At 65.6% G+C, this 24,554-nt stretch carries 18 protein-coding genes and 1 tRNA gene; 10 read left to right on the top strand and 9 right to left on the bottom strand.

Annotated features, from left to right (window positions below; all coding sequences use genetic code 11):
- Positions 1-210: 210 nt before the first annotated feature.
- The gene (gene ileS / locus F8E02_RS05000) at positions 211-3,390 is read left to right on the top strand and encodes an isoleucine--tRNA ligase (RefSeq protein ID WP_317064380.1); all 3,180 of its coding nucleotides are present in this window, start codon (positions 211-213) and stop codon (positions 3,388-3,390) included.
- On the opposite strand, the gene F8E02_RS04995 is transcribed toward ileS, so the two are convergent.
- Entirely contained in the window at positions 3,373-4,107 is a 735-nt protein-coding gene (locus F8E02_RS04995; protein ID WP_317064379.1) for a tRNA(His) guanylyltransferase Thg1 family protein, read from the bottom strand. The two genes, ileS and F8E02_RS04995, sit on opposite strands and share 18 nt — an antisense overlap.
- A gap of 41 nt (positions 4,108-4,148) precedes the next feature.
- A complete protein-coding gene (locus tag F8E02_RS04990; protein ID WP_317064378.1) occupies positions 4,149-4,412 on the bottom strand; it encodes a PRC-barrel domain-containing protein in 264 nt (87 codons plus the stop codon).
- A gap of 52 nt (positions 4,413-4,464) precedes the next feature.
- Here F8E02_RS04990 and F8E02_RS04985 point away from each other — a divergent pair, with 52 nt between their 5' ends.
- Positions 4,465-5,601, top strand: a complete 1,137-nt coding sequence (locus tag F8E02_RS04985; protein WP_317064376.1) for a CBS domain-containing protein — start codon at positions 4,465-4,467, stop codon at positions 5,599-5,601.
- Between the two features lie 245 nt (positions 5,602-5,846).
- On the opposite strand, the gene F8E02_RS04980 is transcribed toward F8E02_RS04985, so the two are convergent.
- Genes F8E02_RS04980 through F8E02_RS04970 form a run of 3 tightly spaced genes read right to left on the bottom strand, consistent with a single transcriptional unit; the run spans position 5,847 to position 9,560 of the window.
- A complete protein-coding gene (locus F8E02_RS04980; protein ID WP_317064375.1) occupies positions 5,847-7,490 on the bottom strand; it encodes a radical SAM protein in 1,644 nt (547 codons plus the stop codon).
- A complete protein-coding gene (locus F8E02_RS04975) occupies positions 7,480-8,103 on the bottom strand; it encodes a 6-hydroxymethylpterin diphosphokinase MptE-like protein (RefSeq protein ID WP_317064374.1) in 624 nt (207 codons plus the stop codon). The genes F8E02_RS04980 and F8E02_RS04975 overlap by 11 nt, the downstream gene beginning before the upstream one ends.
- The gene (locus F8E02_RS04970; protein WP_317064373.1) at positions 8,100-9,560 is read right to left on the bottom strand and encodes a DHH family phosphoesterase; all 1,461 of its coding nucleotides are present in this window, start codon (positions 9,558-9,560) and stop codon (positions 8,100-8,102) included. The genes F8E02_RS04975 and F8E02_RS04970 overlap by 4 nt, the downstream gene beginning before the upstream one ends.
- 113 nt (positions 9,561-9,673) lie before the next feature.
- On the opposite strand from F8E02_RS04970, the gene F8E02_RS04965 reads away from it, so the two are divergent.
- Positions 9,674-9,747, top strand: a tRNA-Lys gene (locus F8E02_RS04965).
- A gap of 371 nt (positions 9,748-10,118) precedes the next feature.
- Here the strand turns inward: F8E02_RS04965 and F8E02_RS04960 are convergent.
- From F8E02_RS04960 to F8E02_RS04950, 3 genes are all read right to left on the bottom strand, one after another.
- Entirely contained in the window at positions 10,119-10,610 is a 492-nt protein-coding gene (locus tag F8E02_RS04960) for a chemotaxis protein CheW (protein ID WP_317064372.1), read from the bottom strand.
- 10 nt (positions 10,611-10,620) lie between these two features.
- On the bottom strand, positions 10,621-12,834 hold the full coding sequence (locus F8E02_RS04955) for a methyl-accepting chemotaxis protein (RefSeq protein WP_317064371.1): 2,214 nt from the start codon (positions 12,832-12,834) through the stop codon (positions 10,621-10,623).
- Positions 12,835-13,094: 260 nt separating this feature from the next.
- Positions 13,095-13,982, bottom strand: a complete 888-nt coding sequence (locus F8E02_RS04950; protein ID WP_317064370.1) for an ABC transporter ATP-binding protein — start codon at positions 13,980-13,982, stop codon at positions 13,095-13,097.
- Between the two features lie 82 nt (positions 13,983-14,064).
- On the opposite strand from F8E02_RS04950, the gene F8E02_RS04945 reads away from it, so the two are divergent.
- The 6 genes from F8E02_RS04945 to F8E02_RS04920 all read left to right on the top strand — a co-directional run bounded on the left by F8E02_RS04945 (position 14,065) and on the right by F8E02_RS04920 (position 21,949).
- A complete protein-coding gene (locus tag F8E02_RS04945) occupies positions 14,065-15,870 on the top strand; it encodes a PrsW family intramembrane metalloprotease (RefSeq protein WP_317064369.1) in 1,806 nt (601 codons plus the stop codon).
- Positions 15,867-16,952, top strand: a complete 1,086-nt coding sequence (locus tag F8E02_RS04940; RefSeq protein ID WP_317064368.1) for an ABC transporter permease — start codon at positions 15,867-15,869, stop codon at positions 16,950-16,952. The genes F8E02_RS04945 and F8E02_RS04940 overlap by 4 nt, the downstream gene beginning before the upstream one ends.
- Before the next feature lie 172 nt (positions 16,953-17,124).
- Positions 17,125-17,802 carry a hypothetical protein gene (locus tag F8E02_RS04935; protein WP_317064367.1) on the top strand — a complete coding sequence of 226 codons (678 nt, stop codon included), beginning with the start codon at positions 17,125-17,127 and terminating at the stop codon, positions 17,800-17,802.
- A 54-nt stretch (positions 17,803-17,856) separates the two neighbouring features.
- The gene (locus F8E02_RS04930; RefSeq protein WP_317064366.1) at positions 17,857-19,170 is read left to right on the top strand and encodes a methyl-coenzyme M reductase glutamine C-methyltransferase; all 1,314 of its coding nucleotides are present in this window, start codon (positions 17,857-17,859) and stop codon (positions 19,168-19,170) included.
- A gap of 158 nt (positions 19,171-19,328) precedes the next feature.
- The gene (locus F8E02_RS04925) at positions 19,329-20,567 is read left to right on the top strand and encodes a DUF2795 domain-containing protein (protein WP_317064365.1); all 1,239 of its coding nucleotides are present in this window, start codon (positions 19,329-19,331) and stop codon (positions 20,565-20,567) included.
- Between the two features lie 188 nt (positions 20,568-20,755).
- Positions 20,756-21,949: a DUF2795 domain-containing protein gene (locus F8E02_RS04920; protein ID WP_317064364.1), complete on the top strand. Its 1,194-nt coding sequence runs from the start codon at positions 20,756-20,758 to the stop codon at positions 21,947-21,949.
- A gap of 33 nt (positions 21,950-21,982) precedes the next feature.
- On the opposite strand, the gene F8E02_RS04915 is transcribed toward F8E02_RS04920, so the two are convergent.
- On the bottom strand, positions 21,983-23,065 hold the full coding sequence (locus F8E02_RS04915) for a radical SAM protein (protein WP_317064363.1): 1,083 nt from the start codon (positions 23,063-23,065) through the stop codon (positions 21,983-21,985).
- A gap of 246 nt (positions 23,066-23,311) precedes the next feature.
- Here F8E02_RS04915 and F8E02_RS04910 point away from each other — a divergent pair, with 246 nt between their 5' ends.
- The gene (locus tag F8E02_RS04910; protein ID WP_317064362.1) at positions 23,312-24,523 is read left to right on the top strand and encodes an NAD(P)/FAD-dependent oxidoreductase; all 1,212 of its coding nucleotides are present in this window, start codon (positions 23,312-23,314) and stop codon (positions 24,521-24,523) included.
- Positions 24,524-24,554 lie beyond the last annotated feature (31 nt).

Raw genomic sequence — 24,554 nt, 5'->3', positions numbered from 1 at the left:
ACTCCCATTTCTCCCCCTGGAGGGCTCGAATTCCGGCTTTCCAGGCCATCGGCCTTCGCACCCCAAATGCTCCCGCCTCGAGCCCCCCGGCCCATCGCGAGTCGGACCTCCGGTGCTCCCACTCCGTTCCTATCGGAACGTCGTGCACACAAACACTTTGTCCCCTAAGAACAAACGGTACATCAGAGTGCTGAATATGAGGGATACAAGGTGAAAGAGGTCACCAGCAGTTATAACCCGCGCGAACTCGAGACAGAAGTCCAGGACTACTGGAAGCGGGAGAATATCTATGCACACGTCCAGGAAGTGCGGAAGGATGGAAAAGCATTCTTTTTCGTCGACGGGCCGCCGTACACCACCGGCCACATCCACCTCGGCACCGCCTGGAACAAGATCATAAAAGACACCATCCTCCGCTACCACCGGATGCGGGGCGCAAACATCATCGAGCGGGCCGGCTACGACATGCACGGCCTCCCCATCGAGGTGCAGGTGGAGCACCAGCTCGGCTTCACCTCCAAGAAAGATATCGAGGAGTACGGGATCGCCGCGTTTATCGAGCAGTGCCGGACGTTTGCCGTGACGCACATGGAGATCATGAACGATCAGTTCCGGAAGCTCGGCGTCTGGCTCGACTTCGACAACCCCTACCAGACCATCAAGGCTGAGTACATCGAGTCCGCGTGGTGGGCGCTCCAGCGCGCGGACGAACGCGGGCTGCTCGAGCGCGGCCACCGGGTCGTGAACTGGTGCCCCCGATGCGAGACGGCGATCGCCGACTCCGAGGTGGATTACTGGGACGAGACCGACCCCTCGATCTTCGTCAAGTTCCCCGTCTCCGGGCGCGAGAACGAGTACCTCGTCATCTGGACGACGACGCCCTGGACACTCCCCGCGAACGTGGCGGTGGCGGTCAACGTCAACTTCACCTACGCAAAGGTGCAGGCAAAGAAGGATGGCGGCGAAGAGGTCCTCTGGATCGCCGACGAACTCGTCGAGCCGGTCCTGAAGATGGGCCGGTACCAGGACTACGCGGTCATCGAGCGGGTCCCGGGGAGCAGCCTCGTCGGGACGGAGTATACCTCGCCGCTCGCCGGCCAGGTGCCGCGCCAGGCGGAGATCAAGCACCGGGTCGTAGCGGCCGACTACGTCGCGCTCGAGAACACCGGTCTCGTCCACATCGCCCCCGGCCACGGGTGGGACGATTACCTGGTCGGGCTCAAGGAAGAGCTTGAGGTCTTCTGTCCCGTCGACGCCGGCGGGTGCTTCACCCCGGCGGCCGGGGCGTTCGCCGACATGTATGTCAGGGACGCAAACGACCTCGTCATCGAGGCGCTCGGAGCGAATCTCCTCGCCCGGCGGACGATCACCCACCGCTACGGACACTGCTGGCGGTGCAAGACCCCGATCATCTACCGCGCGACGGCACAGTGGTTCCTGAAGGCCACCGCCGTCCGCGAGCCGATGCTTGAAGAGATCGCGAAGGTGAAGTGGTATCCCGACTGGGCCGGGAGCGCCCGGTTCCACGACTTCGTCAAAGAGTCCCGCGACTGGTGCATCTCCCGGCAGCGTTACTGGGGCATCCCCATCCCCATCTGGCACTGCGAACGGTGCGACGAGAAGACCGTCGTCGGCACCATCGCCGAACTCGAGGAGCGGTCGGGGACGTCGATCCCCGACCCGCACCGGCCCTACGTCGACGAGGTCACCATCCCGTGTGCCTGCGGCGGCAGGATGCGCCGGGTCTCCGACATCTTCGACGTCTGGTTCGACTCGGCGGTCGCCTCCTGGGCGACGCTCGGCTTCCCCAGAGAGCACGAGGCCTTCGACCGCTACTGGCCGGCGGACTTCATCACCGAGGGCCAGGACCAGACCCGGGGCTGGTTCTACTCCCAGCTCGGCGCAAGCACGATGGCGTTCGGTCGCGCCCCCTACAAGAGCGTCCTGATGCACGGGTTCGCCCTCGACGCCGACGGGCGCAAGATGAGCAAGAGCCTCGGCAACGTCGTGACGCCCGAGGAAGTGATGAACCAGTTCGGCATCGACGTCCTCCGGTTCTACGTCCTCTCTGCAAACGCTCCCTGGGACGACCTGAAGTTCAACTGGGACAGTGTGAAGACCATCCACCGGACGCTCAACATCCTCTGGAACGTCTACCGGTTCCCGCTCCCCTACATGGTCCTCGACTCGTTCGAGCCGGCCACGAGCGACGGCGGAGTATGGGACGGGTCGTTCGTCCGGACCCGCTTTGGCGGGATGCCGGAGGAGGACCGCTGGATCGTCTCCCGGATCAACTCGCTTGCGAGGTCGACCGCCGCGGACATGCAGGAGTACCAGCTCCACAAGGTGACGCGGGCGCTCACCACGTTCATCCTCGAGGACCTCTCGCGCTGGTACCTGCAGCTCGTCCGGCCGCGGATGTGGCTTGAGGAGGACGCGCCGGAGAAGCGCTACGCCTACGAAGCGACCTACTACGTCATGCGCCGCTTAACAGCGCTCCTCGCACCCTTCGTCCCGCACATCGCAGAGGAGATCTACGGCAACCTCCGCCTCGCCAAAGACCCGGAGAGCATCCATATGATCGACTGGCCGGAGGCGGACGCCTCGCTGATCGACCCGGAGCTCGAGGCGAGGATGGAGGTTGTGCGGGCATTCGACGACGCCGTCGCCACCGCCCGGCAGAACGGGAAGCGGAAGCTCCGCTGGCCGGTCGGGGAGGTCGTGGTGGCCGCGGAGAGCGAGGACGTGAAGGCTGCTCTCGAAGGCCTGAACGATCTCGCCCTGACCCGGGCGAACGCCCAGACGGTCAGGGTCGTTGCCGGGGCGTGGGACCGGCTCCTCTGGCAGGCCGAACCGGTGATGCGGGCGATCGGCCCGGAGTTCGGGAAGGAGGGCCCGAAGGTCAAAGCGCTGATCGAGCAGGCGGACGGCACCGCCCTGAAAGCCGCGATCGACCGCGAAGGAAAGGCGGCGCTCGACGGCTACGAGATCGCCGCGCGCCACGTCACCTTCGCCGAAGCCCTCCCGGAGGGTGTCTTCTCCGCTCCCATGAAGGGCGCGACGGTCTACGTCGACGTCACCCTCACGCCGGCGCTCGAGGCCGAAGGCTACGCCCGCGAGGTGATCCGGCGGATTCAGGAGATGCGCCGGCAGCTCGACCTGAACGTCGACGACTTCATCGTCGCGGCCGTGGAGGTCGCCGACGAGCGGGTGGCCTCGCTCATCGGGAACCAGGAGTGCAAAAACGAGATCGCCGGCGAGGTGCGGGCGGCGACCCTCACCGTCAACTATGCCGACGGGAAGAAGCCTGAAGGCCCCTTCGCGCTCGAGAAGGACTGGGACGTCGAGGGCGTGCAGATGCAGATGGGCATCTCACGCGCCGGTGAGTGAGCGGACCAGGGCCGCTCCCTCATCCGTCGAGAAGAGAGGCACTTCTTCCGGTTCCCGGATACAGGTCCTCTTCGCCTCGACGGTCTCCCCCGTCAGGGGGTTATGCCCCTCTTTTACGCACTCTTCCCGGTAGAGGAGCGTCCCACGCCGCTGCCAGGCCGGCGTTGCCGCCAGGTTGACGCCCCGCTCGAACATCATCTCGTGCATGGCATCGGACTGCATCCCGCGGAGCGTTGCCGCGGCCTCGCGGGCACTCATCCCCTCCTCGACGAGTGCGGTCTGGCAGTAGGCGTTGATGTGGTTCCGCCAGGCCTCGTTCTGCCGCCAGATGAGGTACTCTATCGCGAACTCCCCCGTTGCCGGGATGGTCCGGGCGTCGAAGGCGAGGGGTTCGCGGCAGCCGAGTTCGATCGTCAGCGCGCTTGCCGCGACCGCGGCGGTCACGGAGTCGAGCTTCTCCACCCGCCCGGAGAACGGCAGCGTCGAGAAGTAGAGGCTGATCTCGTCGGAGAAGGTGTAGGCGAATGTGGGCGTAAGACCGCTTTCCGTGAGGAGGTAGCGGCAGACCGACCGCATGGCCGTATGGAAGGCGGGGTCGAAGGGCTTCTTCAGTTCGAGCGCACGGCTCAGGCGGTGGAAGGCACGGCCGTCGAGCCGGACAAAAACAGGGGGGAAGATGCTGAGATTCGAGAAGATCTCCCGATCCTTGCTATCCATATTCTATCGTGAGATGTTTTCGGGCTGGCCGGGTCCGGCGGTCACTCTTCTTTCCCCGGCGACCTGAAGATCCCCGGGATGTGGCGGACGATGACGATATCCCCGATGCTCTTGATGATCCGGAAGGGGATCTGCAGTCCGGCATAGCCCTTCGCCTCTCCGATCTCGGGGTTGAGTGCACCGACCGCGAGGGAGTCGATCTTCTTCTGATCCACATCGATCACGACATCGTCAACATTCCCGACAAAGACAGCCCTGTCAGTATAGACACGCAGCCCGAACAGCTCTGTGATCTGTGTTCTCATCGGTATCCTCTGAAGGTATATTACTATAAATGATAAAAAGATACTCCTTTCCATGGAAGCGTCGCTACAGATCGGCACACTGGCCGGAATCCCGGTCAAACTGCACTGGAGTTTCCTTCTGGTGATCCCAATCTTCGCATGGATCATCGGGAGCCAGATCCTGCTCACGACCGAGTTGATCGCAGTTCTCTTCGGGGTTCCAATCGACACGACGCTGATCGCGGCCGGATTCAACCCCTACATCCTCGGGACCGTCGTCGCGCTCGGCCTCTTCGTCGGTGTCTTCATCCACGAGATGGCCCACTCGCTCATCGCGAAGGCGAGGGGGATCGAGATCCACAGCATCACCCTCCTCATCCTCGGCGGCGTCTCCCAGATGGAGGAGACGATGCCGGACCCGAAGATCGAACTCCCGATGGCGCTCGCCGGCCCGCTCACGAGCCTCGGGGTAGGTCTCATCAGCAGCGCCCTCGTCTACGCCGTTCCCGCCGTCGTCGCGGACGCCGGCCTGGCCGGCGTCCTCGTCTTCACGTTCGGCTACCTCGGCCTCTTAAACGTCCTGCTCTTCGGGTTCAATCTTCTCCCGGCGTTCCCGATGGACGGAGGGCGGGTCCTCCGGGCATGGCTCGCCCGGAGGATGCCGCTCGCGCGGGCGACCAGGATCGCCGCCGACATCGGGAGGGGGTTTGCTGTCCTCTTCGGGATCGTCGGGCTCCTGCTCTTGAACCCCATCCTGATCATCATCGCCTTCTTCATCTACATCGGGGCGAGCCAGGAAGCCACCTACCTCCGCTACAACGTCCTGCTCCAGGACGTCACGGTGGCGGACGCGATGAGCAGTCCTGTCGTCACCGTGGAGCCGACGACCCCGCTCCCGCGACTGCTGGAGATGATGTACGAGACGAAGCACCTCGGCTTCCCGGTGATGGACCGGGGGTCGCTTGTCGGGATCATCGCTCTCGCGGACGTCCACAAGATCTCGCCTCAGGACCGCGAGGCGATGCAGGTGCGGGACGTCATGACCCGGACCCCGACCACCCTCCCGCCGTCTGCGCCGCTCATCGATGCGTTGCGGGTCATGACGGGCCAGGACGTCGGGAGGATCCCCGTGGTCGCAGACGGCGACCTGGTCGGGATCGTCACGCGGACGGACGTCCTGCGGGTGATGGAACTGCGGGAGGAGAAGTAACGTGGGAGGTGCGAAGGGGGGGCCGGCCTCACGCGAACTGCAAAGGGGAAGTCATTAGCACCCAGCGGTCAGACTTCGCGTGAATTAACGAGTCCAGATTACGATACGACCTCACGCGAAGCCGCGAAGAACGCGAAGGCCGATGTCAGGGGACTGGAAAATCTCTTTCGCGGCTTCGCGCCTTCGCGTGGGACACCGGTCACTCCATACACCGCTGACTCACACGAAACCGTGAAGAGATTACCCTAAAACACCATCACGTCCTCGATCCCCGTCTCCCCGGCGACCTTCCGGAACTCCTCGACGCTCCGGAACGGCCGGCGGGCGGCGATCGTGGCGGCCCTCTTCTTGCCGACGCCGGGGATCCACCGGAGCGCCGCGACCGGGAGGGTGTTGACCGCCACCGGGCAGGGAAGGGCCGTCACCGACCGCATCCCCCAGTCGACCACGACGGCGTCAAGCACGGTCTTTGCCGGAAGGTCGAGGGGGATCCCGACGAGAATCGGGTATGAGCCCATCTGCCGCCCGAACGACGGTTTACCGGGGACCTCGATGACGACGTCGGAGAGGACGGTGCCGGCGGGGAAGACCCGGCGGAGCATCGGCTCGTCAAACTGCGTCCTTGTCCACTCCTTGAAGGCCCTGAACCGGGCGTCGTGCGTTCCGAGAGCGTTCTCGTCGTAGGCCTTCGTCCCCTCAAACGGCATCAGCTGCCGGATGTTCACCCGCCGGACCAGGAGCCCGGCGTCGAGGACACGCTGGAGGAACGCCTGGTTTGCGTCGAAGGTCGCCGGGGTCTCCCCGGCAAGGCCGACGATGAAGTTCAGGCCCGGCAGGAGCTCCGGGATGCCGCCCGTCCGTCCTGCTCCCACGGCATTCACGATCTCTATGGCACGGAAGACGTCGTCCGGCATCGCCTTGAGATTGTTTGCCGCGACCACCGCCGGGTCGGCGGTCTCCATCCCGAATGCCGCGATGTCGCCGGGGGTGTGGCCTGCGACGATCGCCGCAAGGGCCGCCCGCGCCGCGTCCTCGTGCCGGGCGATGGTGCCCGGGTTGATGTTGTCGATGTGGAGGGTCGCAAGATCCGGGGCGCCCGCACGGATGGCCGAGAAGAGGTCTTCGAGCACCTCCGGGCGCGGGACCGGGAACTCGCCGCCGGAACTCTGGTAGGCGAGGAGGTCCGGCTGCCGGCCGAGCCTGAAGTGGCGGGCACCCGCGGCATGGAGCGCCGCCACCTCCTCCGCGACCCCCCCGATGCTCCGGTAGCGGGGGAGCCCGTAGAAGGGCTCGGTGCAGAAGGAGCAGCCCCCGACCGTCGCCCGCGAGCACCCGGTCGCGGTCTCGAGCTCGCACATCACGTAGGGGAACGCCGGGTGCTCTCTGATGATCGGGGCGCCCGCCACCGACCAGGGATCGGTCAGCGAGTAGTCGGCCGCACCGGCGGGCTCCCCGCCCGACAACCAGTTCTCCAGCGCGACAGCAGGCGACCCCGACAGCGTGACGTCGAAGCCAGCAATAGCCTGACGGATCGCCTTCCTTCCTCCGCCGGGAGCGTAACCGAATGCGATCGGCCCGCCGATCGCGGTCGTCGGCTCCCGGAGGAGGATACCGAGCTGCTGGACCTCCGTCAGGGTCGCCGGCTTCCCGCCGATGTAGGCGCCGGGCACGGTCATTCCTGCGATCATCACGACGAGGTCGCCGCGGCCGGGTACGGCGACGAGCGAGGGGTCGGCCCGGACCTGGTCGATGGTGACGTAGCGGAGCGCGTAACCGCGCCCGGAGAGGACTCCGGCGACCTCCCGGACGTAGGGGGAGATGTAAGGGGCGACGCCGAGGCACGCGGGCTCGTCGACGTAGCCGTCGATGATGAGGGCGCTAGAGGTCATGCCCGATCAGGCGGAGGAGTTCCCCCGCCCAGAAGAGTTTTCCCCGCTTGAGGGGGTCGACGTTTTTGTCCGCAAGGTCGAACCCGACTATCCGGATCTCCGCTGCACCGAGGTCGTCGGCGGCAAAGACCGCCCGGTCGCCGTCGGTGAACCCGCCGAGGTTGTGGACGTGCGGGAGGGGGGCCGCCTGGGTCGTGGCGACGAACGGGCCGGGAAGGCGCGGGACCCAGTGGCGGAGGAGCGGGAGGTTGTCGCCGTGCGCGTGGACGACCATCACCGTCCCCTGCTCCGAGAGGTCGACGAAGACGTCCGTCGCCCCGTCGAGATCGGTGAAGACGGCGTCCGGCCGGATACCATGATTGACGAGGACCTCCGCGGCCGCATCGGCGGCAAGCACCGTCCCTTCTATCCGGCCGAGCTCGTCCGGGAGAGAGGGCGCGTTCCCGCAGACCGTCACGGGCCTATCACGGATGAGCGCCTCAAGGAGACCGAGATCGTCCCTGCCGCCCGCGAGGTCAGCAAGCAGCCGGGCGGCCGCCTCGTCGGCCTCGCGTTCGAACCCGAAATACTCAAGAATTGCGGTGTAATGAGGTTCCCAGTCAGCAAACCTCATTGCTTGCCCTCGTTATCCAGCCCGACGATGTTGGAGAACCGCTTGAGGATAGGGTCGATGATGAGGTCGAGCAGGTTCTCCTTCTCCTTCACCATCGAGAAGTAACTGAGCGGGATCATGGCGGCAGCCATCGTGGCGTGCCCCCCGGCCTCGCCGATCGGTCCGAAAGCCTCGGCCATCACGTTGCCGAGGTGGAGCCGGATATCCTTGTTTCGGCCTGAGATGACGATGTTCTGATCGCTGATGCCGTAGACCAGGGCCGTGTTCACGCCCTCCAGGTGGATCAGCATGTCGGCCGCCTGCGGGAGAGCGTCCCGGTTCCGGATATAGCCCACGCTCGAGAAGAGGTAACCGCTCTTGAGCCGCCGGTTCCGGATGGCGTTCCCGATGATCTCCACGGTCTCCTGCGAGATGGAAGGAGACGTGATCTTGTCGAGGAGGTCCGAGTCGGTCAGCGGGAGGAGGAACGCCGCGTAGTTGAGGTCCTGCGGGGTGACGTTTCTCTTGAAGTCCCGGGTGTCCGCCCGGATGCCGTAGAGGAGGGCGGTCGCCACCGACTTGTTCACCGGGATATCGAGCTCCATCAGGTACTGGGTCAGGATGCTCGCCGTGGCGCCGACCCCCGGCCGGATGTCGACGAAGTCGGCGACGGCCGAAGGATGCTCGCCGTTCTTGTGGTGGTCGATGATGATGTTGACCCGGGCGGTCTTGGGGAGCTCGTTGTTCACGCCGGGTGCGGACGAGTCGACCAGGGCGACGTAGTTGCACTCGGAGAGGATCTGGGGGGTGAGCCGCTCCATCTTGATCTCAAGAAGGTTGATGAACGCCCGGTTCTCCTGGTGCCCGATATCCCCTTCATAGAGGATCCGGCAGCTGAGTTTGTTGTGGCTCGCGTGCCTCGCGATCATCGAGAGCGCCATCGCGCTCGAGATCGAGTCGGGGTCGGGGTTTAAGTGGGTGACGATGCAGAGCGTCCCCTCCCAGGCGGCAAGCATGTCGTAGAGCCGCAGGGCGAGCCGGGACGAGTGGAGTTTCCGGATGTGGTGGATGGCGGTCCGGGCCACCACCTCCTGCGGATAGAGGACGATATCGGCGCCCTCCTGCTGGAGAAGGTCGACACTGACCGGGTCGGTCGCGCGGGCGATGACGTATGTTGCCGGGTAGCGGTTCTTGACCGTCTTGAGCGCGGTCAGGTTGGCTTCACGGTCGTTCGCGAGGATGAACGCTATCTCCGGGACAGGCAGCCCCTCCATGAAGTTCGGGTCGCGGAGGTCGCGGACGAGCGCTTCGTACTTCTGGTCGCGGAGATCCTCCACCCGTTTCTCGTCTTTATCGACGATGATGAGGTCTTCGCTCTCCTGCTCGAGCTCCTCCGCGACGTTGTAGCCGGTGCTCCCGCAGCCAAGAATAATGTATTTGATACGTTCCTTCGAAACGTTCTGGACCGCCTCAGGCATGCGTACAATGGTGTAACTTCTCATGGTATTAAGGGATTCCATTCCGGTGATTTTCGGGGGCAGTCAGTAAACTTTATAACCCTCCCCGTGCTATACTACTAGGTCAGATGCATGGGCCTGTAGCTTAGTTCGGCAGAGCGACGGACTCTTAATCCGTAGGCCAAGGGTTCAAATCCCTTCAGGCCCGTCGAACACTCATTTCTTCTCATCGTGTGCATCCGATCCCCGTATCGATCCTTCCGGCGACGACGATCCGGTCCCTGCGCTCACCCGTCTCATCAGGGCGCCCGGCCGTCCGGTCAGCCCGCATCGGCCCCCATACCCACCGCGGTTTTAAACGGGAGGTCGATAGACGCGAATTCTCCGGGGTTCCGGAGGCAATTATATGCGGCTGCTATATAAATCCTGCTCAGGTGAAAAAACCGGGGAGAGCGGCATGCGGCGGATGAAGATCGGCAGAGGCTCCCTGCTCCGGACCCACCCGGCCGAAAGGCGTTGCAGGGCCAAAATAGAGATAATTCAGGATATGCTCCCCCTTGCAGGCGCGCCTTGCGGAAGTCAGGGCTGACTTCGCCGCACGAGGTCCTCCAGGATCTTCTTGATATCGATCCAGAGGATGAGCCCGGTCCCCTGCTGGCCTTTCCCGTCCGCCCGCTTCCGGTCGTCCTCGGCCTTCGCGACCTTGATGATCCCCTTGACGAAGGCGTGGACCCCGGAGGAGATCCCTTCGTCCATCAGTTCGATATCGCTCTCGGCCACCTGGATGACGCTGTGGACGTCATCCACGATGATGCCGAGGTTCGACCCCCCGGTCGCCTCGGCCACGAGGACGATGATCTTCTGGCTGCTCCCCGGCGTCCCCTGGATCTGGATCAGCCGCTTTAGGTCGATGACGGTGGTGATCTCGCCCCGGAGGTTCATGATCCCCGCGATGTAATCGGGCGACCGGGGGATGTGGGTGATGGGCATCATCTCCACGATCTCCCGGGCGAGCTGGATATCCATCGCGTACAGCTCCTGCCCCAGTCCGAACTCGACGACGTCGATCATCTTCGCGGCCTCACTCGAACCTGAACGTCGCGACCTTCTCGCGGAGCTGGTGGGCCATCTGCCGGATCTCGTTTGAGGCGCTTGCGACCTCCTCGGTCGAGGCAGACGACTCTTCAGCGAGCGCGGCAAGGCTCTCCATGCCTTTCTCGTTATCCTGGACCAGGACGAAGACCTCCTCGATGCTCGTCGTGACCGAGGTCGTCTCGTCCGCCTGGCTCTCGGTCGCCCGGGAGATATCGGCGATGCCGTTGACCGCCACCCCGACGTCGGCGACCATCCGGTTGAGCGCCTCGATGGTCTTGTTCACGCTCTCGATCCCCCCGAGGATCTCCGCGTGCGCCCCCTGCATCGCCTCGGCGGTCTTCCGGCTGCTCGCGGTCACCCCGCCGATCACCTCCTCGATCTGCCGGGTCGCGCTCTTGGACTCCCCGGCGAGGTTCCGGACCTCGCCCGCGACCACGGCAAACCCGCGCCCGTGCTCTCCCGCCCGGGCGGCCTCGATCGCGGCGTTCAGCGCGAGGAGATTGGTCTGGTTCGCGATATCGGTGATGAGTTTCACGATGTGGCTGATGTCCTGCATCTTCGCGTTCAGGTTCGTGATCTCCTCGACGGCCCGCTCGGAGATCTTCTGGACCGCCTGCATCTTCTCGCCCGCCTCGTTCCCGATCCCGACGGCAAATTCTCCGGCCTTTGCGACGTTTAAGGCGCGGTCCCGGACCTCCTGGGCGGTGCTTGCGATCTCCTCGACGCTGGCGGAGAGGTCGCCGACCTTCTTGGTGACCCGGTCGAGCTGCCGGATCTGCTCTTTTGCCCCGTCAGAGGATTTCTGCGCCGTGTTCGCCACCTGCTGGGATGCCCGGGCGATCTCGTCGGCACCCTTCCCGACATCGATGATGGCGTGCTCGAGGGCATCCGCCTGCTCGAGAAGGTGCCGGAGGAGATCCGTCAGCGCCGCGATCGTCTCGTTCATGCTCCCCTTGACCGCAGCGAGCGGGTCGTCAGGGTAGGTGACCGCGAGTTTCGTCAGGTCGCCGGCGGCCACGGCATGGAGGCTCGCGGCGAGTTCGTCGATGCTCTTCCTGAGCCGTTCGTCAAGGCTCCGTTTCTCCGTGATGTCGTTGTAGACCGTGAGCACGTTCGCGAGGTCTCCCGCCCTATCGAGGAGCGGGATGTTGTATCGCTCGAGGATGCGGATACCGGCGGGAAACTCGATGGCGGCCTCGCCTTTGCTGGCCCTGTGGCTCTTCACCGTATCAGCAACGCCCTCCCCGGACTGGCTGAGGTATTTGAAGTCCCGGACGGTGAGGCGGGCGCACTGTTCGTCGGAGAAACCGGAGAGCCTGCGGAACGCCTTGTTGACCACCTCTACGGTCAGGTCGGTCTTCCAGAGGAGGATCGGCATCGGGTTCTCCTGAACGATCGCGTCGGCCTGCTGCTGGATTACCCGCATCTGCTCCAGCTGCTCTTTCTGGTCGGTGATGTCCTTGTAGACGGCCATCACGCTCTCGACGTTGCCGGCCCTGTCGGGAAGCGGCACGCTGTAGCGGATGAAGGAGAAGGTCCCGTGCGGGAAAGCAACTGCCAACTCCGCAGACGTCGCCTGCTTCGTCCTGAAGGCCTCCGCCACCTCCTGGCCGGACTGGCTGCCGACGTGGCTGAAGTCCTTGAGCGTCATGGACTCGACCCTCTTCCTGTCATAGCCGGTGATCTTCAGGAACGCTTCGTTCACCGCCTTCACATGCAGGCTCCGGTCCCAGATGATTGTGGGGATCGGATTCTCCTGAAGGATCGCGTCGGCCCGATGCCCGGCCTCTTCGGCCTGCTTTCGGACCTCCTTCTCCTCGCTGATGTCGCGGACGGCCGCAAGGATCTTCAGGCCGGAGCCGGTATCGGCCGGCGTGAGGGTCACCTCCGCGGTGAAGGTCCCGTCTCCGGCACGCCGGTGGACCCACTCGAACGTCCGGCGGCCCGAGAGGGCCTCACGGAGGTGCCTTGCGGCCAGGTCTGCCGATGCGCTCCCGTCCGGCTGCATTCCGGGGGAGAGCCGGGCAGGGTCCAGGCCGATCAGGTTCTCGCGCCCGCCACAGTCAAAAAGGGCCTCTGCCGCTCTGTTGCATTCGATGATACGATTGTCGTCGATGAGGAGGAGCGCTACGGGCACGCTTTCGTAGAGTGCCCGGTAAAACTCTCCTGTTTCCGTCGTCTCGCGATTGTCTCTCTGCATATGCAATCACCCGTTTTAACGTGATGCTGAACACTGGCACGATGAATCTCCGGAGTTTCGGCAGGGCACATCCGCCGGCATCTCCGGTGCGAGCGTCTTCTCCGGGGCAGGGCACGGGATCGTACTCCCGGGCACCTTCTCCCGGACAAAGATTCCTGGGCACCAATAGGCATTAAATCTTATTACCGCCAAAAGAAAAATTATTCAAAAATGAGAAGATTTAAGTAACTGAACTTGAAAATGTTGGCGGCGGGAGCCGTTCACCGCCCGATCTTCAGGAGCATCTCCTCGAGCGTCGGATAATGCGACTCGATCCGCTCGATCGTCGCGCCGTCGGCCGCGAGCGCCGCGGTCGCCCGGTTCAACTCCTCCACCGAGCGTGCCTCGGCGAGATACCCCCCGTTCTCTGCCGTGCAGGTGACCGACGTCGCGAAGGCCGCCGGGTCGGGGACCCTGAAGAAGATCTGGTAGGTGATCGAGCCGAAGGTCTCGCGGAGCTCGGGGATAGTCCCGCTCGCGACCACCTTTCCCCGGCGCAGGATCAGGACGAGGTCGCAGGCCTCCTCCACCTGGAAGAGGTTGTGGGCCGAGAAGATCACCGTCTTGCCCTGTTCTCTGAGACCCTTGACGTACTCGAGCACCGACCGGGAGGTCATGGGGTCGAGGCCGGAGGTGGGTTCGTCGTAGATGAGCAGGCCGGGATCGTGCATCAGCGACCGGGCGATGGCGACCTTCCGCTTCATTCCCTTCGAAAACTCCCCGATCTTCTTTCCGTTCGGCTCGAGCGCGAGCGAGACGAGGAGGTCTTCGCGCCGCTCCCTGATCGCCGCCTTCGAGAGGCCGTAGATCTCGCCGAAGAACGAGAGGTAGGCATCCGTGGTCATCGTCTCGTAGAGCCGCGACTCCTCGGGAAGATAGCCCAGGTTCCGTTTCAGGTCGAGCGGATGCCTGACGACATCGACGCCGTCGATCTCGAGGTTTCCCGAAGTCGGCGAGATCAGGCCGGCCATGATCTTCAGGAGCGTCGTCTTTCCTGCACCGTTGTGCCCGATCACCCCGAGAATCTGTGCGTCGTCGAGATCGAAGGTGACGCCGTCGAGGGCCGGGAAGTCGCCGTAGTGTTTGACAAGAGAGCGGGCGGTGATCATCGGATCTCCCTATGGCGCCGATGACTACTAATAGGTTGCTGCACAGAGGTATGAACCTCTGACGCCGTTTGGGATAATAACCATGAGTCTCGCTTCCTCCATCCGAACGATCGCCGTCTGGGAGATGAACCGGTCGATGACCACGATGGGCAGAAGCGTCCTGCCGCTCGCCGCGGGACTGCTCGCTCTCCTGGTCCTGGTGACCGCATTCGCCGCCCAGAGCGGCGTCCACATGCAGGACGGCATCTACCGCATCGGGATCGACGACCCCGAAGTCGCCCGGATCGTCACCCCCGACAGCCGCTTCACCGTCGAACTCGCCGACGGGCACACCCTCTGGAACGACCGGTTCGCGTACGACATCCTCGTCCTCTCCGGCGAGGTCTACGCCGCCGACACGGATAAAGGACGGGCGGCCCTGACGGCGCTTCGCCGCGATTACGACGCCTACGTCTCGCGGGTGGCCGCAGCCCAGCCCGACCTCTTCGCCGGCTACCCGCTCTGGATCGACCTCGAGTACGTCAGGAGCGAGATCGACTTCCTGGCAACCCAGAGCGGGCAGCAGGTCGGCGCCCCGGCGGATACCCGGAGGCCGCCCGCCCCCTCGGGACCGGTGGAGGCCGTGACCCCCCCGCCCGCGACCGTCCCGGTCTCCGAAAACGACCTGCGCCAGCACCTCGCGGAGACGGGGAGCCAGAGCCCCCTCTCCCGCTACACCGGCATCATATCGAGCAGCTCCGCCACGGACGGGCTCCGGACGCCAGCGGAACTCTCGCCTCCGCTCCCCTACGACGCGCTCATTCTAGTCTTCGTCTTCATCTTCCCGCTCTACTTCACCTCCCAGTTCTTCATGATGAGCGTGATGAACGAGCGGATCGGGCGGGCGGGGGAGGCACTCCTCTCCACACCCGTCCGGCCCGCCGCGATCGTCGTCGGGAAGGCCGTCCCGTACCTCGCGATCATGCTCCTCGTCTCGGCCGCGATCACCGTCTTCATCGGCGCACCGCTCGCGATCCTCCTCCCGCTCTTCCCGGTCATCCTCTTCTTCCTCGCAAACGCCCTGATCATCGGGATGGCCGCACGGAGTTTCAAGGAGCTCTCGTTCGTCTCGATCTTCTTCTCGACCCTCGCCACGTCGTACCTCTTCTTCCCGACGGTCTTTGCGAACACCCACGTCATCAGCATTATCTCCCCCCTCACTCTGGTCGTCCTCCAGATCCAGGGCGAGGGGTTCACGGCCGTCGAGTACATCTACTCGACCGCGCTCTTCTTCCTCACGAGCGCCGTCCTGATCTACGCCGGGACGGTCAACTTCCGCGAGGAGCGCCTCTTCTCCGAGAAACCCCTCACCTCGAGACTCGTGGACTTCGTCGCGGGCGTGATCGGCCGCGACCACCCGCACCTCTCGCTCTTCCTCCTCTCAGCCTTCACGATACCGTTCGTCTTCATGGTCCAGATGATGACGCTCGTCCTCTTCTTCAACATCCCGATGCCGCTCTCGCTCGTCATCCTGACGGTCTCGGCGGCGTTCATCGAGGAGGTCGCGAAATCCGTCGGGCTCTACGCGATAGCGCGGGAACGGCCGGGATTCCTCACCGTGAAAAACCTGCTCCTCGGAGCGGTCGCCATCGGCGCCGGGTTCCTGGTCGGGGAGAAACTCCTCCTGTTTGCCACGCTCTCCCAGATCACCGAGTCGATCTTCGGGAGTGTCCTCTTCCTCTCCCTCCAGGTGCTCTGGATGCCGCTCCTCCTCCACATCGGAGGGGTGCTGATCACCGGGACCTTCCTCCTCGTCGGGGGGAGGCGCGCCTACGTCCCCGGCCTCGTCGTGGCAAGCGTGGTCCACAGCCTCTATAACCTCTACTTCCTCCTCGGAGGCCTGTCATGAACGCCCGCCATATCGGTCTTGTCGCAAAAAAGGAACTCTCCGGCCTCTCCTCGGAGAAGACGATCGTCTTTGCCATCCTCTTGCAGGTATTCATCGCGATGTTCTCCTCATTCTTGATGGTAGGGCTCACCGCGATGTACGACCCGGAGGCGCTCGAGGGCTACTCGACGGCCACCTACGGCGTCGGCTACGCCGGGGCGGACTCACCCCTCATCGACGAGTTCGAGAAGCGCCACGACCTCGTCCTGCACAGGATGGATCTCTCCCCGGCACTTGCGGCGCTCCGGGAGCGGAGAGTGGCGGCGGTGATCTACGCTCCCGACACGCCGCCCGACGCCGAAGGGCCGGTCGCGATCACGCTTTACCTCATCCAGAACGACCTGCAGTCGAGCGTCATCAACGTCAAGATCAAAGAAGTCCTCCAGGGCTACGAGAGGGAGCTCCGCGAGGTCCGGGCCGACCGGATGGTCTCCTTCCCGGTCGGGCTGAACTTCCCCGACGCCGGGAACGCGGAGAGTTTCTATGAGTTCGTCTACGGCCTCCTCCTCCCGATCCTCGTCCTCCTCCCGGCGATCATCTCGGCGGCCCTGATCATCGACCTCATCACCGAGGAGTACCAGCGCCAGACGCTCGAGACCCTCCTCTCGACGCCGGTCACGTTCACGGAGATGGTCTTCGGGAAGATCCTCGCCTGCTGGGCCATCGTCCCGGTCCAGGCCGGGGCCTGGATCCTCCTCCTCGGCCTGAACGGGATCATGGTGGGGAACGCCGTCCCGATCCTCCTCCATGTCGCGGCGGCCGGGCTCTTCCTCATCCTCCTCGGCGCCGCGACGGCGCTCCACTACCGCGAGCGGACCAGCGCCCAGTTCGTCTTCTCGACCGCGGTCGTGGTGCTCTTCCTCCTGGTCATGGCCGTCCCCTACAACCCGCTCAACCTCGTGGTCAGGCTCGCGGTGGAGACCGCAGGCCCGGTCCACTGGCTGATCCTCGCCCTGGTAACCGTCGCAACGGCGCTCCTTGCCGGTGCCGTCGCGGCCTACGGCCGCCGGGTCGCACGGGCTCCCCCGGCAACGGCCCGGTGACGGCGGGGACCCCGATCCCCCTGCGTGTCCCGGTTTTCTCACGCGAGGGCGCGAAGGCGCGAAGTCCATGCCACACTTCGCTCCCCACGGGCGGTTGCCGGCGGCCCGCTCTCTCCTCGTTTTCCATCGACGAGAAATTATATATTTCAGGGTAGGCCATTCAGCCCCATCCATGACCCACCTCCACTACCTCAACACCACCTGCTCGGTCTGCGGCGAGTCCTGCCGGTTCACCATTCCCGAGGGCGCCGTGAGCGTCGGGTCACGGGACCTCGACACCCGCCCGGCCGAACCGCTCCGGTCCACCATCTACGCATGGGTGAAACGATGTCCTTCCTGCGGCTACGCTGCCCCGGACCCGGGCCGGCCGCTGGACAGGGCCGCCGACGTGGTGAAACTCCCCCGCTACCGCTGGCAGCTCGACAACCGGAAGTTCCCGGCGATCGCGAACACCTTCCTCTGCTGGTCGATCGTCCAGGAAGACCTCGGATCTCCGGCCCAGGCGGCCTGGGCGTCCCTTCACGCCGCCTGGATCTGCGACGATGAAGGGGAAGATGTCGCCGCCAGGGTCTGCCGGAAGCGCGCCGCCGACCTCCTGCACCGGGCATGGGACCAGGGCGAGCGGCTGGTTCCCCAGGATGGGGCCGACGAGGCGCTCCTCGCGGACCTGCTCCGCCGGGCGGGAAGGTTCCGCGAGGCCCGGGCTGTTGTCGCCGAGACGCTGGAGAAGAACCCCCAGCCGCTCATCGCCGATATCATGCGGCTCCAGGGCAGGCTGATCGCCGCATCGGACCGTGGCGCCCACACCGTCGCCGAGGCCCGGAAGTTCCGGCGGCCGGTAGCCCCCTGATCGGAGGGGCGGCAAAGCCCCACTCTTTGTATACTGCTGTGCCGATACTGTATCATGGATATCACGGTCTTCTCCCCCGGGATCTACACCTACGGCGCCATGCTGATCGGCGGCGTCCTCCGCGACGCGGGCCATACGGTCACGCTCACCCGGACGCCCGCCGTCCCGGCAGGCTCGCTCCTGGTCGCGAGCCTCTTCTCGACCCAGCACCTCCTCGACCCCGCAGTCCGGAACCTGGTCCGGACCCACCGCGAACGGGGCGGGAAGGTCTACGTCGGGGGGCCGGTCTCGGCGGTGCCGGAGATCGTTCTCGGCGAGCTCGGCCCCGACGCCGTGGTCGTCGGCGAGGGCGAGGAGACGATCGTTCGCCTCGTCAGCGAGGGGGTCTCGCCCACCCTCCCCGGCATCGCCTACCTCGACGGAGACCGGCCGTTCGTGACGCCTCCCGCCCCGCCGGCGCCGATCGATCGGTCCCTCCCCCTGATCCCGGAGGATATCGGGAGCCAGAGCGTCCGGGGCGCGAGCGCCTACATCGAGACCCACCGCGGATGCATCGGGGGGTGCACCTTCTGCCAGGTCCCCCGGTTCTTCGGGAGAGAGGTCCGGAGCAGGGATCTTGCGAGCATCCTTACGGAGGTCAGGGCATTCCGCGCGGCGGGGGCGACGAGGCTCTCGGTCTCCGGGGGGACGGGCTCGCTCTACGGTTCGCGCGACGGTGAGATGGACCCTGAAGCGTTCATCGCTCTCCTCCGCGGCATGGCGGAGGTGATGGGGCCGCGGAACGTCTCCTCCCCCGACATCCGCGTGGACTGCATCACCGATGAGATCCTGGACGCCATCCGGGCGTACACCATCGGGTGGGTCTTCTTCGGGATCGAGTCGGGGAGCGACCGGGTGCTCCGCCTGATGGGCAAGGGCGCGAAGGTCCGGCAGGTCGAGGAGGCGGTTGAGCGGTGCCGGGAGCACGGCCTCCGGGTGGCGGGGAGTTTCATCGTCGGCTACCCGGGCGAGACGGGCCGGGACTACGAGGCGACGAAGGACCTGATCGCCGCACTCTGCCTCGACGACGTCTTCGTGAGCAGCGCCGAGCCCATCCCCGGCACCCCGCTCGCAGACCTCGCCGTAAAGACCCCGCGGGATCAGAACCCGGCGTTCGTTCCCCACACCGGGGAGTACCGCACACTCGGTCTCACCGAGAGCGAGGCCCGCTGTTTTGACATGATGATGCACGCCGATATCTTCCGGCCGCAGATACGGCTCGTGACCGACGAGGTCTACGCCACCTACCTCGCTGAGGCGCGGAAGCAGGGGCAGGACATCCGGGCGGCGACCGAGCTCATCCTCCGGTATGGCCGGGCCCGGACGTAGGGTCCGGACCGGCGCTCACCCCCGCCCGGCCTCCGCCGGGATCCGGGATCGTTTCGGGTTCGACGGAACGGGAAACCCTTAAGTATCCTCGATCCTCTATCCAGCCTCCTCCGGAGGGGTAACCCCTTCGCAGGCAGAAGAGACAGGAGGCAGATACGATGGCTGAGAGACAGGCAGGGCCGGTTCTGGAGACCCGGCGGGGAATGGAAGAGACAGTAGACCTGATGCGTGCAGACGACATCTCGAATATCAAGGTGCAGAACCCGGAGGGAGAGGGGCTTGGCGACCTCACCGAGGTCGCAATTGACCGCAAGAGCGGCTGCATCGCCTACGCCGTGCTCGCATACGGTGGAATCCTGGGTTTCGGGGAGAAACGCTTCGCCATACCCTGGGAAGCGGTCCGTATCCGCCCGCGGGAGAAGGTCGCTATCGTGGATACGGACAGGCGGACGCTCGACAATGCGCAGGGCTTCGCCCGGGACACCATGCCCGGCGAGAGTGACTGGAGCGTGATCCGGACCGCACCGGCACAGAGGAAGATAGAGCCCTCTGCCCGCGGCGCAGGAGAAGCAATCCCCCCGTCACGGGTCGAAAGCGAGGCACGGCCGGCCGAATCCACGTTCCCGGGAGGCGAGAGAGACATCCCGCCGCAGCCGGCCGTCCAGACGGTCGCGGGCGGCTGGGGAGGGCAGCCAACGAGACGGCAGACCGAAGAGCGCCCCGTCCGGGCGGAGGTTCGGCCGACAGGAGCCGTCGTCGAGGAGGTCCGGCGCGAGGAGCCCGCCCGGCCGGAGACCCGACCGGTGACGGAGGCAAAGCAGCCCCTCACGACCCGGGGGCCGTCTCCGGGGCATCTCTCCGCCGCCGACCTGCAGGTCTACCTCAAGGGGATGGACTATCCGGCAGAGAGGCGGGATCTGGTAAGCCGGGCACGAAGGAACGACGCCCCCGATAGCGTCATCACGACGCTCGAAGGCTTCAGCGACCGGACCTACAAGTCAGCAGCCGACGTGAGCGTCGAGTTCGGCCGGGAGACCCGTGGCGGACACCCCGCCTCGACCGAGATGCCCCCGGCCCCGGAGATCAGCGCGGAGGAAGTCCAGAGAGAGAGGCTGGTCAGCAGAGAGGAGATGGTCCAGGCGCCGGTCGTCACCGCGGAGGCCCGCGAGGAGCGGCACGAAACCCGGAGAGCGGGGCCGTCGCCCGCCCGCCTCTCCGCCGCCGATCTCCAGGTCTATCTGAAGGGCATGGATTACCCGGCGGGAAGACAGGAGATCATCGCCCGAGCGCGAGAGAACGATGCCCCGGAGAGCGTGATCGCGGCGCTCGAAGAGTTCAGCAACCGGACCTACCACTCCGCCACCGACGTGAGCAAGGAGTTCGGCAGCATCAGGTGATCGAGTAATCCGCGACACCGGGGGAATGGCGGGAAACGGCTATCCCACCCACCCCCGCGCACTCTTTCCGCCGCGGAGAATCTCCTGCAGGCACCCCGGGAAATTTTAAATAGTCACAGCACTCATCGCCCGCTCTGCGCGAAGGTGGCGGTCACCTTCGGGAGCAGACAACGCAGATGGTGATTGCAATGGCTGAAACGGTTCTGGAGCAGCAGGTGCGGAGGAGAGAGGGGCAGGAATACCTCTCGTCCGAAGACATCGTGGGGAAGAAGGTGAAGAACCCGGAGGGTTATGATCTCGGTGAGATCTCAAGCCTCAGGGTCGGTCTGCCCACGGGGAGAGTGGCGTATGCGGTGCTCAAGTACGGGGGGATGTTCGGCCTCGGCGCGAAGCACTTCGCGGTCCCGATCGAGGCGATGGTCTACCGGCCCGGAGACGACGTCTTCGTGGCGAACATCAGCAAGTATAAACTCGACAACGAGTCCGGGTTCCAGGAGGGGGATTGGCCGAGAGAAGGCGACTGGAGCCTGATCGAGTCGACCCGGCCCATGGGCCCCCCGAGCCAGGAGGAGGCCCGGGCCGTGACCCGGACGGAGGCCCCGCCCCGCGAGGTCGTCACGACCGAGCGGGTGGAGATCCGGGAGACGGCCGCCCGCACGGGGATGCCGATAGCGGCCGAGGAGGTCGAGGGCAGGACCACGACGACCACCGTGCGACCGGTGACGGAGGCCCCGACCACCGGGGTCGTCACGACCGAGCGGGCGGAGATCCGGGAGGAGGCGGTCGAAGAGACCCGGCCGGTGACCGGAGCCCACGCCCCGACGCTCGGGTCCATGGTGAGGGCCGAGAAAGAGGAAGTGAAGGCGGAGCAACCCACCACGACCCGCGGCCCGTCCCCGGGGCATCTCTCCGCCGCCGACCTGCAGGTCTACCTCAAGGGGATGCACTACCCGGCAGGCAGAGAAGACCTGATAAGCCAGGCCAGGAAGAACAATGCCCCGGAGAGCGTCATCACGACGCTCGAAGGCTTCAGCGGCCGGACCTACCGGTCCGCCGCCGAGGTGAGCGAGGAGTTCGGGAGCGAGGCCCGGAGCGGCCGGCCGACCGGCATGAAGACCACCGTCACGGAAGTCCGGTCGGAGACCGTCGCCGAGGTACCTCCCGTTACCCGGAAGGCAAGGCCGTCCCTCGCCCACCTCTCCCCCATCGACCTGCAGAGCTACCTCAAGGGCGTGGACTACCCGGCGGGAAAGGGGGATCTCATCGACCACGCAAGGAAGAACAACGCTCCGGAGGACATGATCGCGGCGCTCGAACAGTTCAGCGACCGGACCTACCGGTCCACCACCGAAGTGAGCGAAGAGTTCGGGAAGATCAAGTAACCCCACCCATTTTTCGAGACGGCCGGTTCCGTGCTAGAAGGCAAGCCGGGTCTGCACCGTCTTCTCTCCGCCGAACGTGAGGTGCCGTCCTGCGGCTCTCCCCCGGATCCCGGCCCGGGCCAGGTCGGCCGGGCCGGAGAACGGCCGAACTCTCCGCAGGGCAAGGATCCGGTCCGCACCCTTCGGCCCGATGCCGGGGACCCGGAGGAGGTCGCTCCTCGGGGCAAGGTTGACGTCCACCGGCCCCCGGTCTTCGAAAAGGACCTCTTTTGGGTCGCGGTTCGCGAAGAATCCCCCCTCACCGAGGGCCGCCCGGAGCTCGTCGGCCGTGACGGCGTAGTCTCGGAGGAGGTAGTCCGCCTGGTACCACCGCCGGGCCCGCCAGGCCGGGGTGTCCGGGTGCGACGCAAGAGGCGTGCCTGCCAGGGCGCGGAACGCGGAGAAGTAGACGCGGGAGGGGCGGACCCGCCGGTATTGATCGGCAAGGCAGGAGAGGATCTCGGCGTCGGTCTCGTCTGCCGCCCCGACGACTATCTGCGTGGTGTGGCCGCCGGGTTTCTCCTCCGCCACCCAGGCCTGGCGTTTCAGGATATCCTGCCGGTAATCCTTCACTCCGGCGACGCAGCCGAGGCGGTCGGGGGAGGTCGCCTCCAGGTTGATGCTGATCCGGTCCGCCACGCGGGCGGCGTCGCGGATGTCGGCCCGCGTCGAGCCGGGGAGGATTTTAAGGTGAAGGTAACCGTCGTAGCCCCGCCGGCGGAGGATCTCCCCGGTCTCCACGATATCGTGCATCGCGATGTCGACGTCGCCGGCGATCCCGGAACTCAGGAAGAGCCCGCCGACGAGCCCCTCGCGCCAGAGGGCGAGGAAGGTCCCGGCAAGCTCCTCCGGGGTGAACGCGAGCCGCTCCCTCTGGAGGCGGACGGAGCAGTAAGCGCAGTCATAGGAGCAGGTGCCGTGGAGGAGCACCTTGAGCATCCGCCCGCACCCCCCCGCACGGCGGCTGTAGTTGATGCTCGCCGCGGCCGAGAGGAGCCGCATGCACTCCCCCGGGCTGCAGAGGTCGAACCGCCCGGCAGCGGTAAGGCGGGCGAGTTTCTGCTCCTGCACCGACATGACAGAAGATCGGCCCCTGGAGAAGAAGAGCCTGCGCCGTGCGGGGGGTGAAAGTGTCTGCGGGGGGTTGCCCGATCGAGAAACAGCCCCCCCGAGAGGGCCACCCGGCAGCACGAGAGGATTTAAATACACCATTTTTGAAATCAGTTCATATTTCTGCACGCATACCCGGATGGGGAAGGCAGCCCCATCCGGAGAAGGAACTGAGAGATGCACCGGACCCTGTCACCATGAGGAGAGAAGAGTATGGAGTTTCAGCCTGACTACGACGCCGTCGTCGTCGGGGGCGGGCCTGCCGGGAGCACCGCCGCCTACCTGCTCGCGGGGTTCGGCTACCGGGTGGCCCTCCTTGAGAAGCAGAAGTACCCCCGGGGGAAGGTCTGCGGGGGCTGCCTCAGCCAGAAGTCCGTTGGGTTCCTCGACCGGGTCTTCCACCTCCCCGTCCCCGCGCTCCGGCAGGAGGGGCTGCTCGACTCGGCTGGGACCGGATACGCGCTCTACATCGGGAACAGCCGCACCCTCATCGGGGACCTCGCGGAGCCGTTCTACTTCACCCGGCGGGAGCGGTATGACGCCTTCCTCGCCCGGAAAGCGGCGGAGGCCGGGGCGGAGATCTGCGAGGGGGTGGAAGTCGCCACGATCGACCACGCCCACCGGACCGTCACGACCCCGGACGGGGACCGGTACACCGCCCGGGTCATCGTCGGCGCCGACGGGATCCACAGCAGGGTCCGGCGCTCCTTCCCGCGGGGCATCGTCGACCGGAAGCAGTGGCAGGCGAACCTCGGCTGGGCCCTGGAACTCTCGATCCCGCGAGAAGAGGTGGAGGCGTCTGGAGACGGCGGCGGCGCGATCCCTCTCCGCGCCGATCTCGAAAGACCGCACCTCGTCCTTGCCGCCTGCCGGTGGGGCTACGGGTGGGTCTTTCCGAACAGCGGGTCGGTCATCGTGGGGATCGGCGGGCTGCTCCGGAAGAACGAGAAAGAACTGCCCGACCTCTTCGAGGAGTTCCTTGCCACCATCGGCCTTGCAGCGTTTGCAGAGAGAAAGCCGGTGGGATACCCCCTGCCGTTCGGCAACTACATCCCCTCGCCCGCGTACGGGGAGACGGTCCTCGTCGGCGATGCGGGAGGGTTCGCGAGCCCCATCCTCGGCGAAGGGATCTTCTACGCCCACCGGACCGCAGAACTCGCCGCCCACGCCGTCGGCCGCCACCTTGCGTCCGGCGCACCGCTCGCCGGGACCTACACCGCTCTCCTCAACCGCCGCCTCATCCCCGAGCTGCGGGCGGAGGCGGCGTTGCGGGACTTCATCTACCGCTGCCTGGACGGCAGGATGCACGCACCCCTCAAGATCTTCATGCGGGCGACGAACAGCCGGGTCATCGACGCCATCCAGGGCTCCCGGTCGTTCCGGGGGTTCCGGCGGGACGACGACCTCCACTCCGCCGTCTGGTAAGGGTCCTTCTAGAGCAGGGATACCTCTATCT

Source organism: Methanoculleus caldifontis, assembly GCF_032842345.1.
Lineage (GTDB): Archaea > Halobacteriota > Methanomicrobia > Methanomicrobiales > Methanoculleaceae > Methanoculleus > Methanoculleus caldifontis.
Note: the sequence above shows the minus strand (reverse complement) of the source record. Positions and strands in the feature narration are given on the sequence as shown.

Coding starts and splice junctions, on each gene's coding strand:
- F8E02_RS04955 (WP_317064371.1), bottom strand. CDS start 12,834: ATGCAGAGAGACAATCGCGAGACGACGGAAACAGGAGAGTTTTACCGG.
- F8E02_RS04975 (WP_317064374.1), bottom strand. CDS start 8,103: ATGAGGTTTGCTGACTGGGAACCTCATTACACCGCAATTCTTGAGTAT.
- F8E02_RS04985 (WP_317064376.1), top strand. CDS start 4,465: ATGGAAGCGTCGCTACAGATCGGCACACTGGCCGGAATCCCGGTCAAA.
- F8E02_RS04920 (WP_317064364.1), top strand. CDS start 20,756: ATGGCTGAAACGGTTCTGGAGCAGCAGGTGCGGAGGAGAGAGGGGCAG.
- F8E02_RS04970 (WP_317064373.1), bottom strand. CDS start 9,560: ATGCCTGAGGCGGTCCAGAACGTTTCGAAGGAACGTATCAAATACATT.
- F8E02_RS04910 (WP_317064362.1), top strand. CDS start 23,312: ATGGAGTTTCAGCCTGACTACGACGCCGTCGTCGTCGGGGGCGGGCCT.
- F8E02_RS04940 (WP_317064368.1), top strand. CDS start 15,867: ATGAACGCCCGCCATATCGGTCTTGTCGCAAAAAAGGAACTCTCCGGC.
- F8E02_RS04960 (WP_317064372.1), bottom strand. CDS start 10,610: ATGATCGACGTCGTCGAGTTCGGACTGGGGCAGGAGCTGTACGCGATG.
- F8E02_RS04980 (WP_317064375.1), bottom strand. CDS start 7,490: ATGACCTCTAGCGCCCTCATCATCGACGGCTACGTCGACGAGCCCGCG.
- F8E02_RS04925 (WP_317064365.1), top strand. CDS start 19,329: ATGGCTGAGAGACAGGCAGGGCCGGTTCTGGAGACCCGGCGGGGAATG.
- F8E02_RS04990 (WP_317064378.1), bottom strand. CDS start 4,412: ATGAGAACACAGATCACAGAGCTGTTCGGGCTGCGTGTCTATACTGAC.
- F8E02_RS04935 (WP_317064367.1), top strand. CDS start 17,125: ATGACCCACCTCCACTACCTCAACACCACCTGCTCGGTCTGCGGCGAG.
- F8E02_RS04930 (WP_317064366.1), top strand. CDS start 17,857: ATGGATATCACGGTCTTCTCCCCCGGGATCTACACCTACGGCGCCATG.
- F8E02_RS04915 (WP_317064363.1), bottom strand. CDS start 23,065: ATGTCGGTGCAGGAGCAGAAACTCGCCCGCCTTACCGCTGCCGGGCGG.
- F8E02_RS04950 (WP_317064370.1), bottom strand. CDS start 13,982: ATGATCACCGCCCGCTCTCTTGTCAAACACTACGGCGACTTCCCGGCC.
- F8E02_RS04995 (WP_317064379.1), bottom strand. CDS start 4,107: ATGGATAGCAAGGATCGGGAGATCTTCTCGAATCTCAGCATCTTCCCC.
- F8E02_RS04945 (WP_317064369.1), top strand. CDS start 14,065: ATGAGTCTCGCTTCCTCCATCCGAACGATCGCCGTCTGGGAGATGAAC.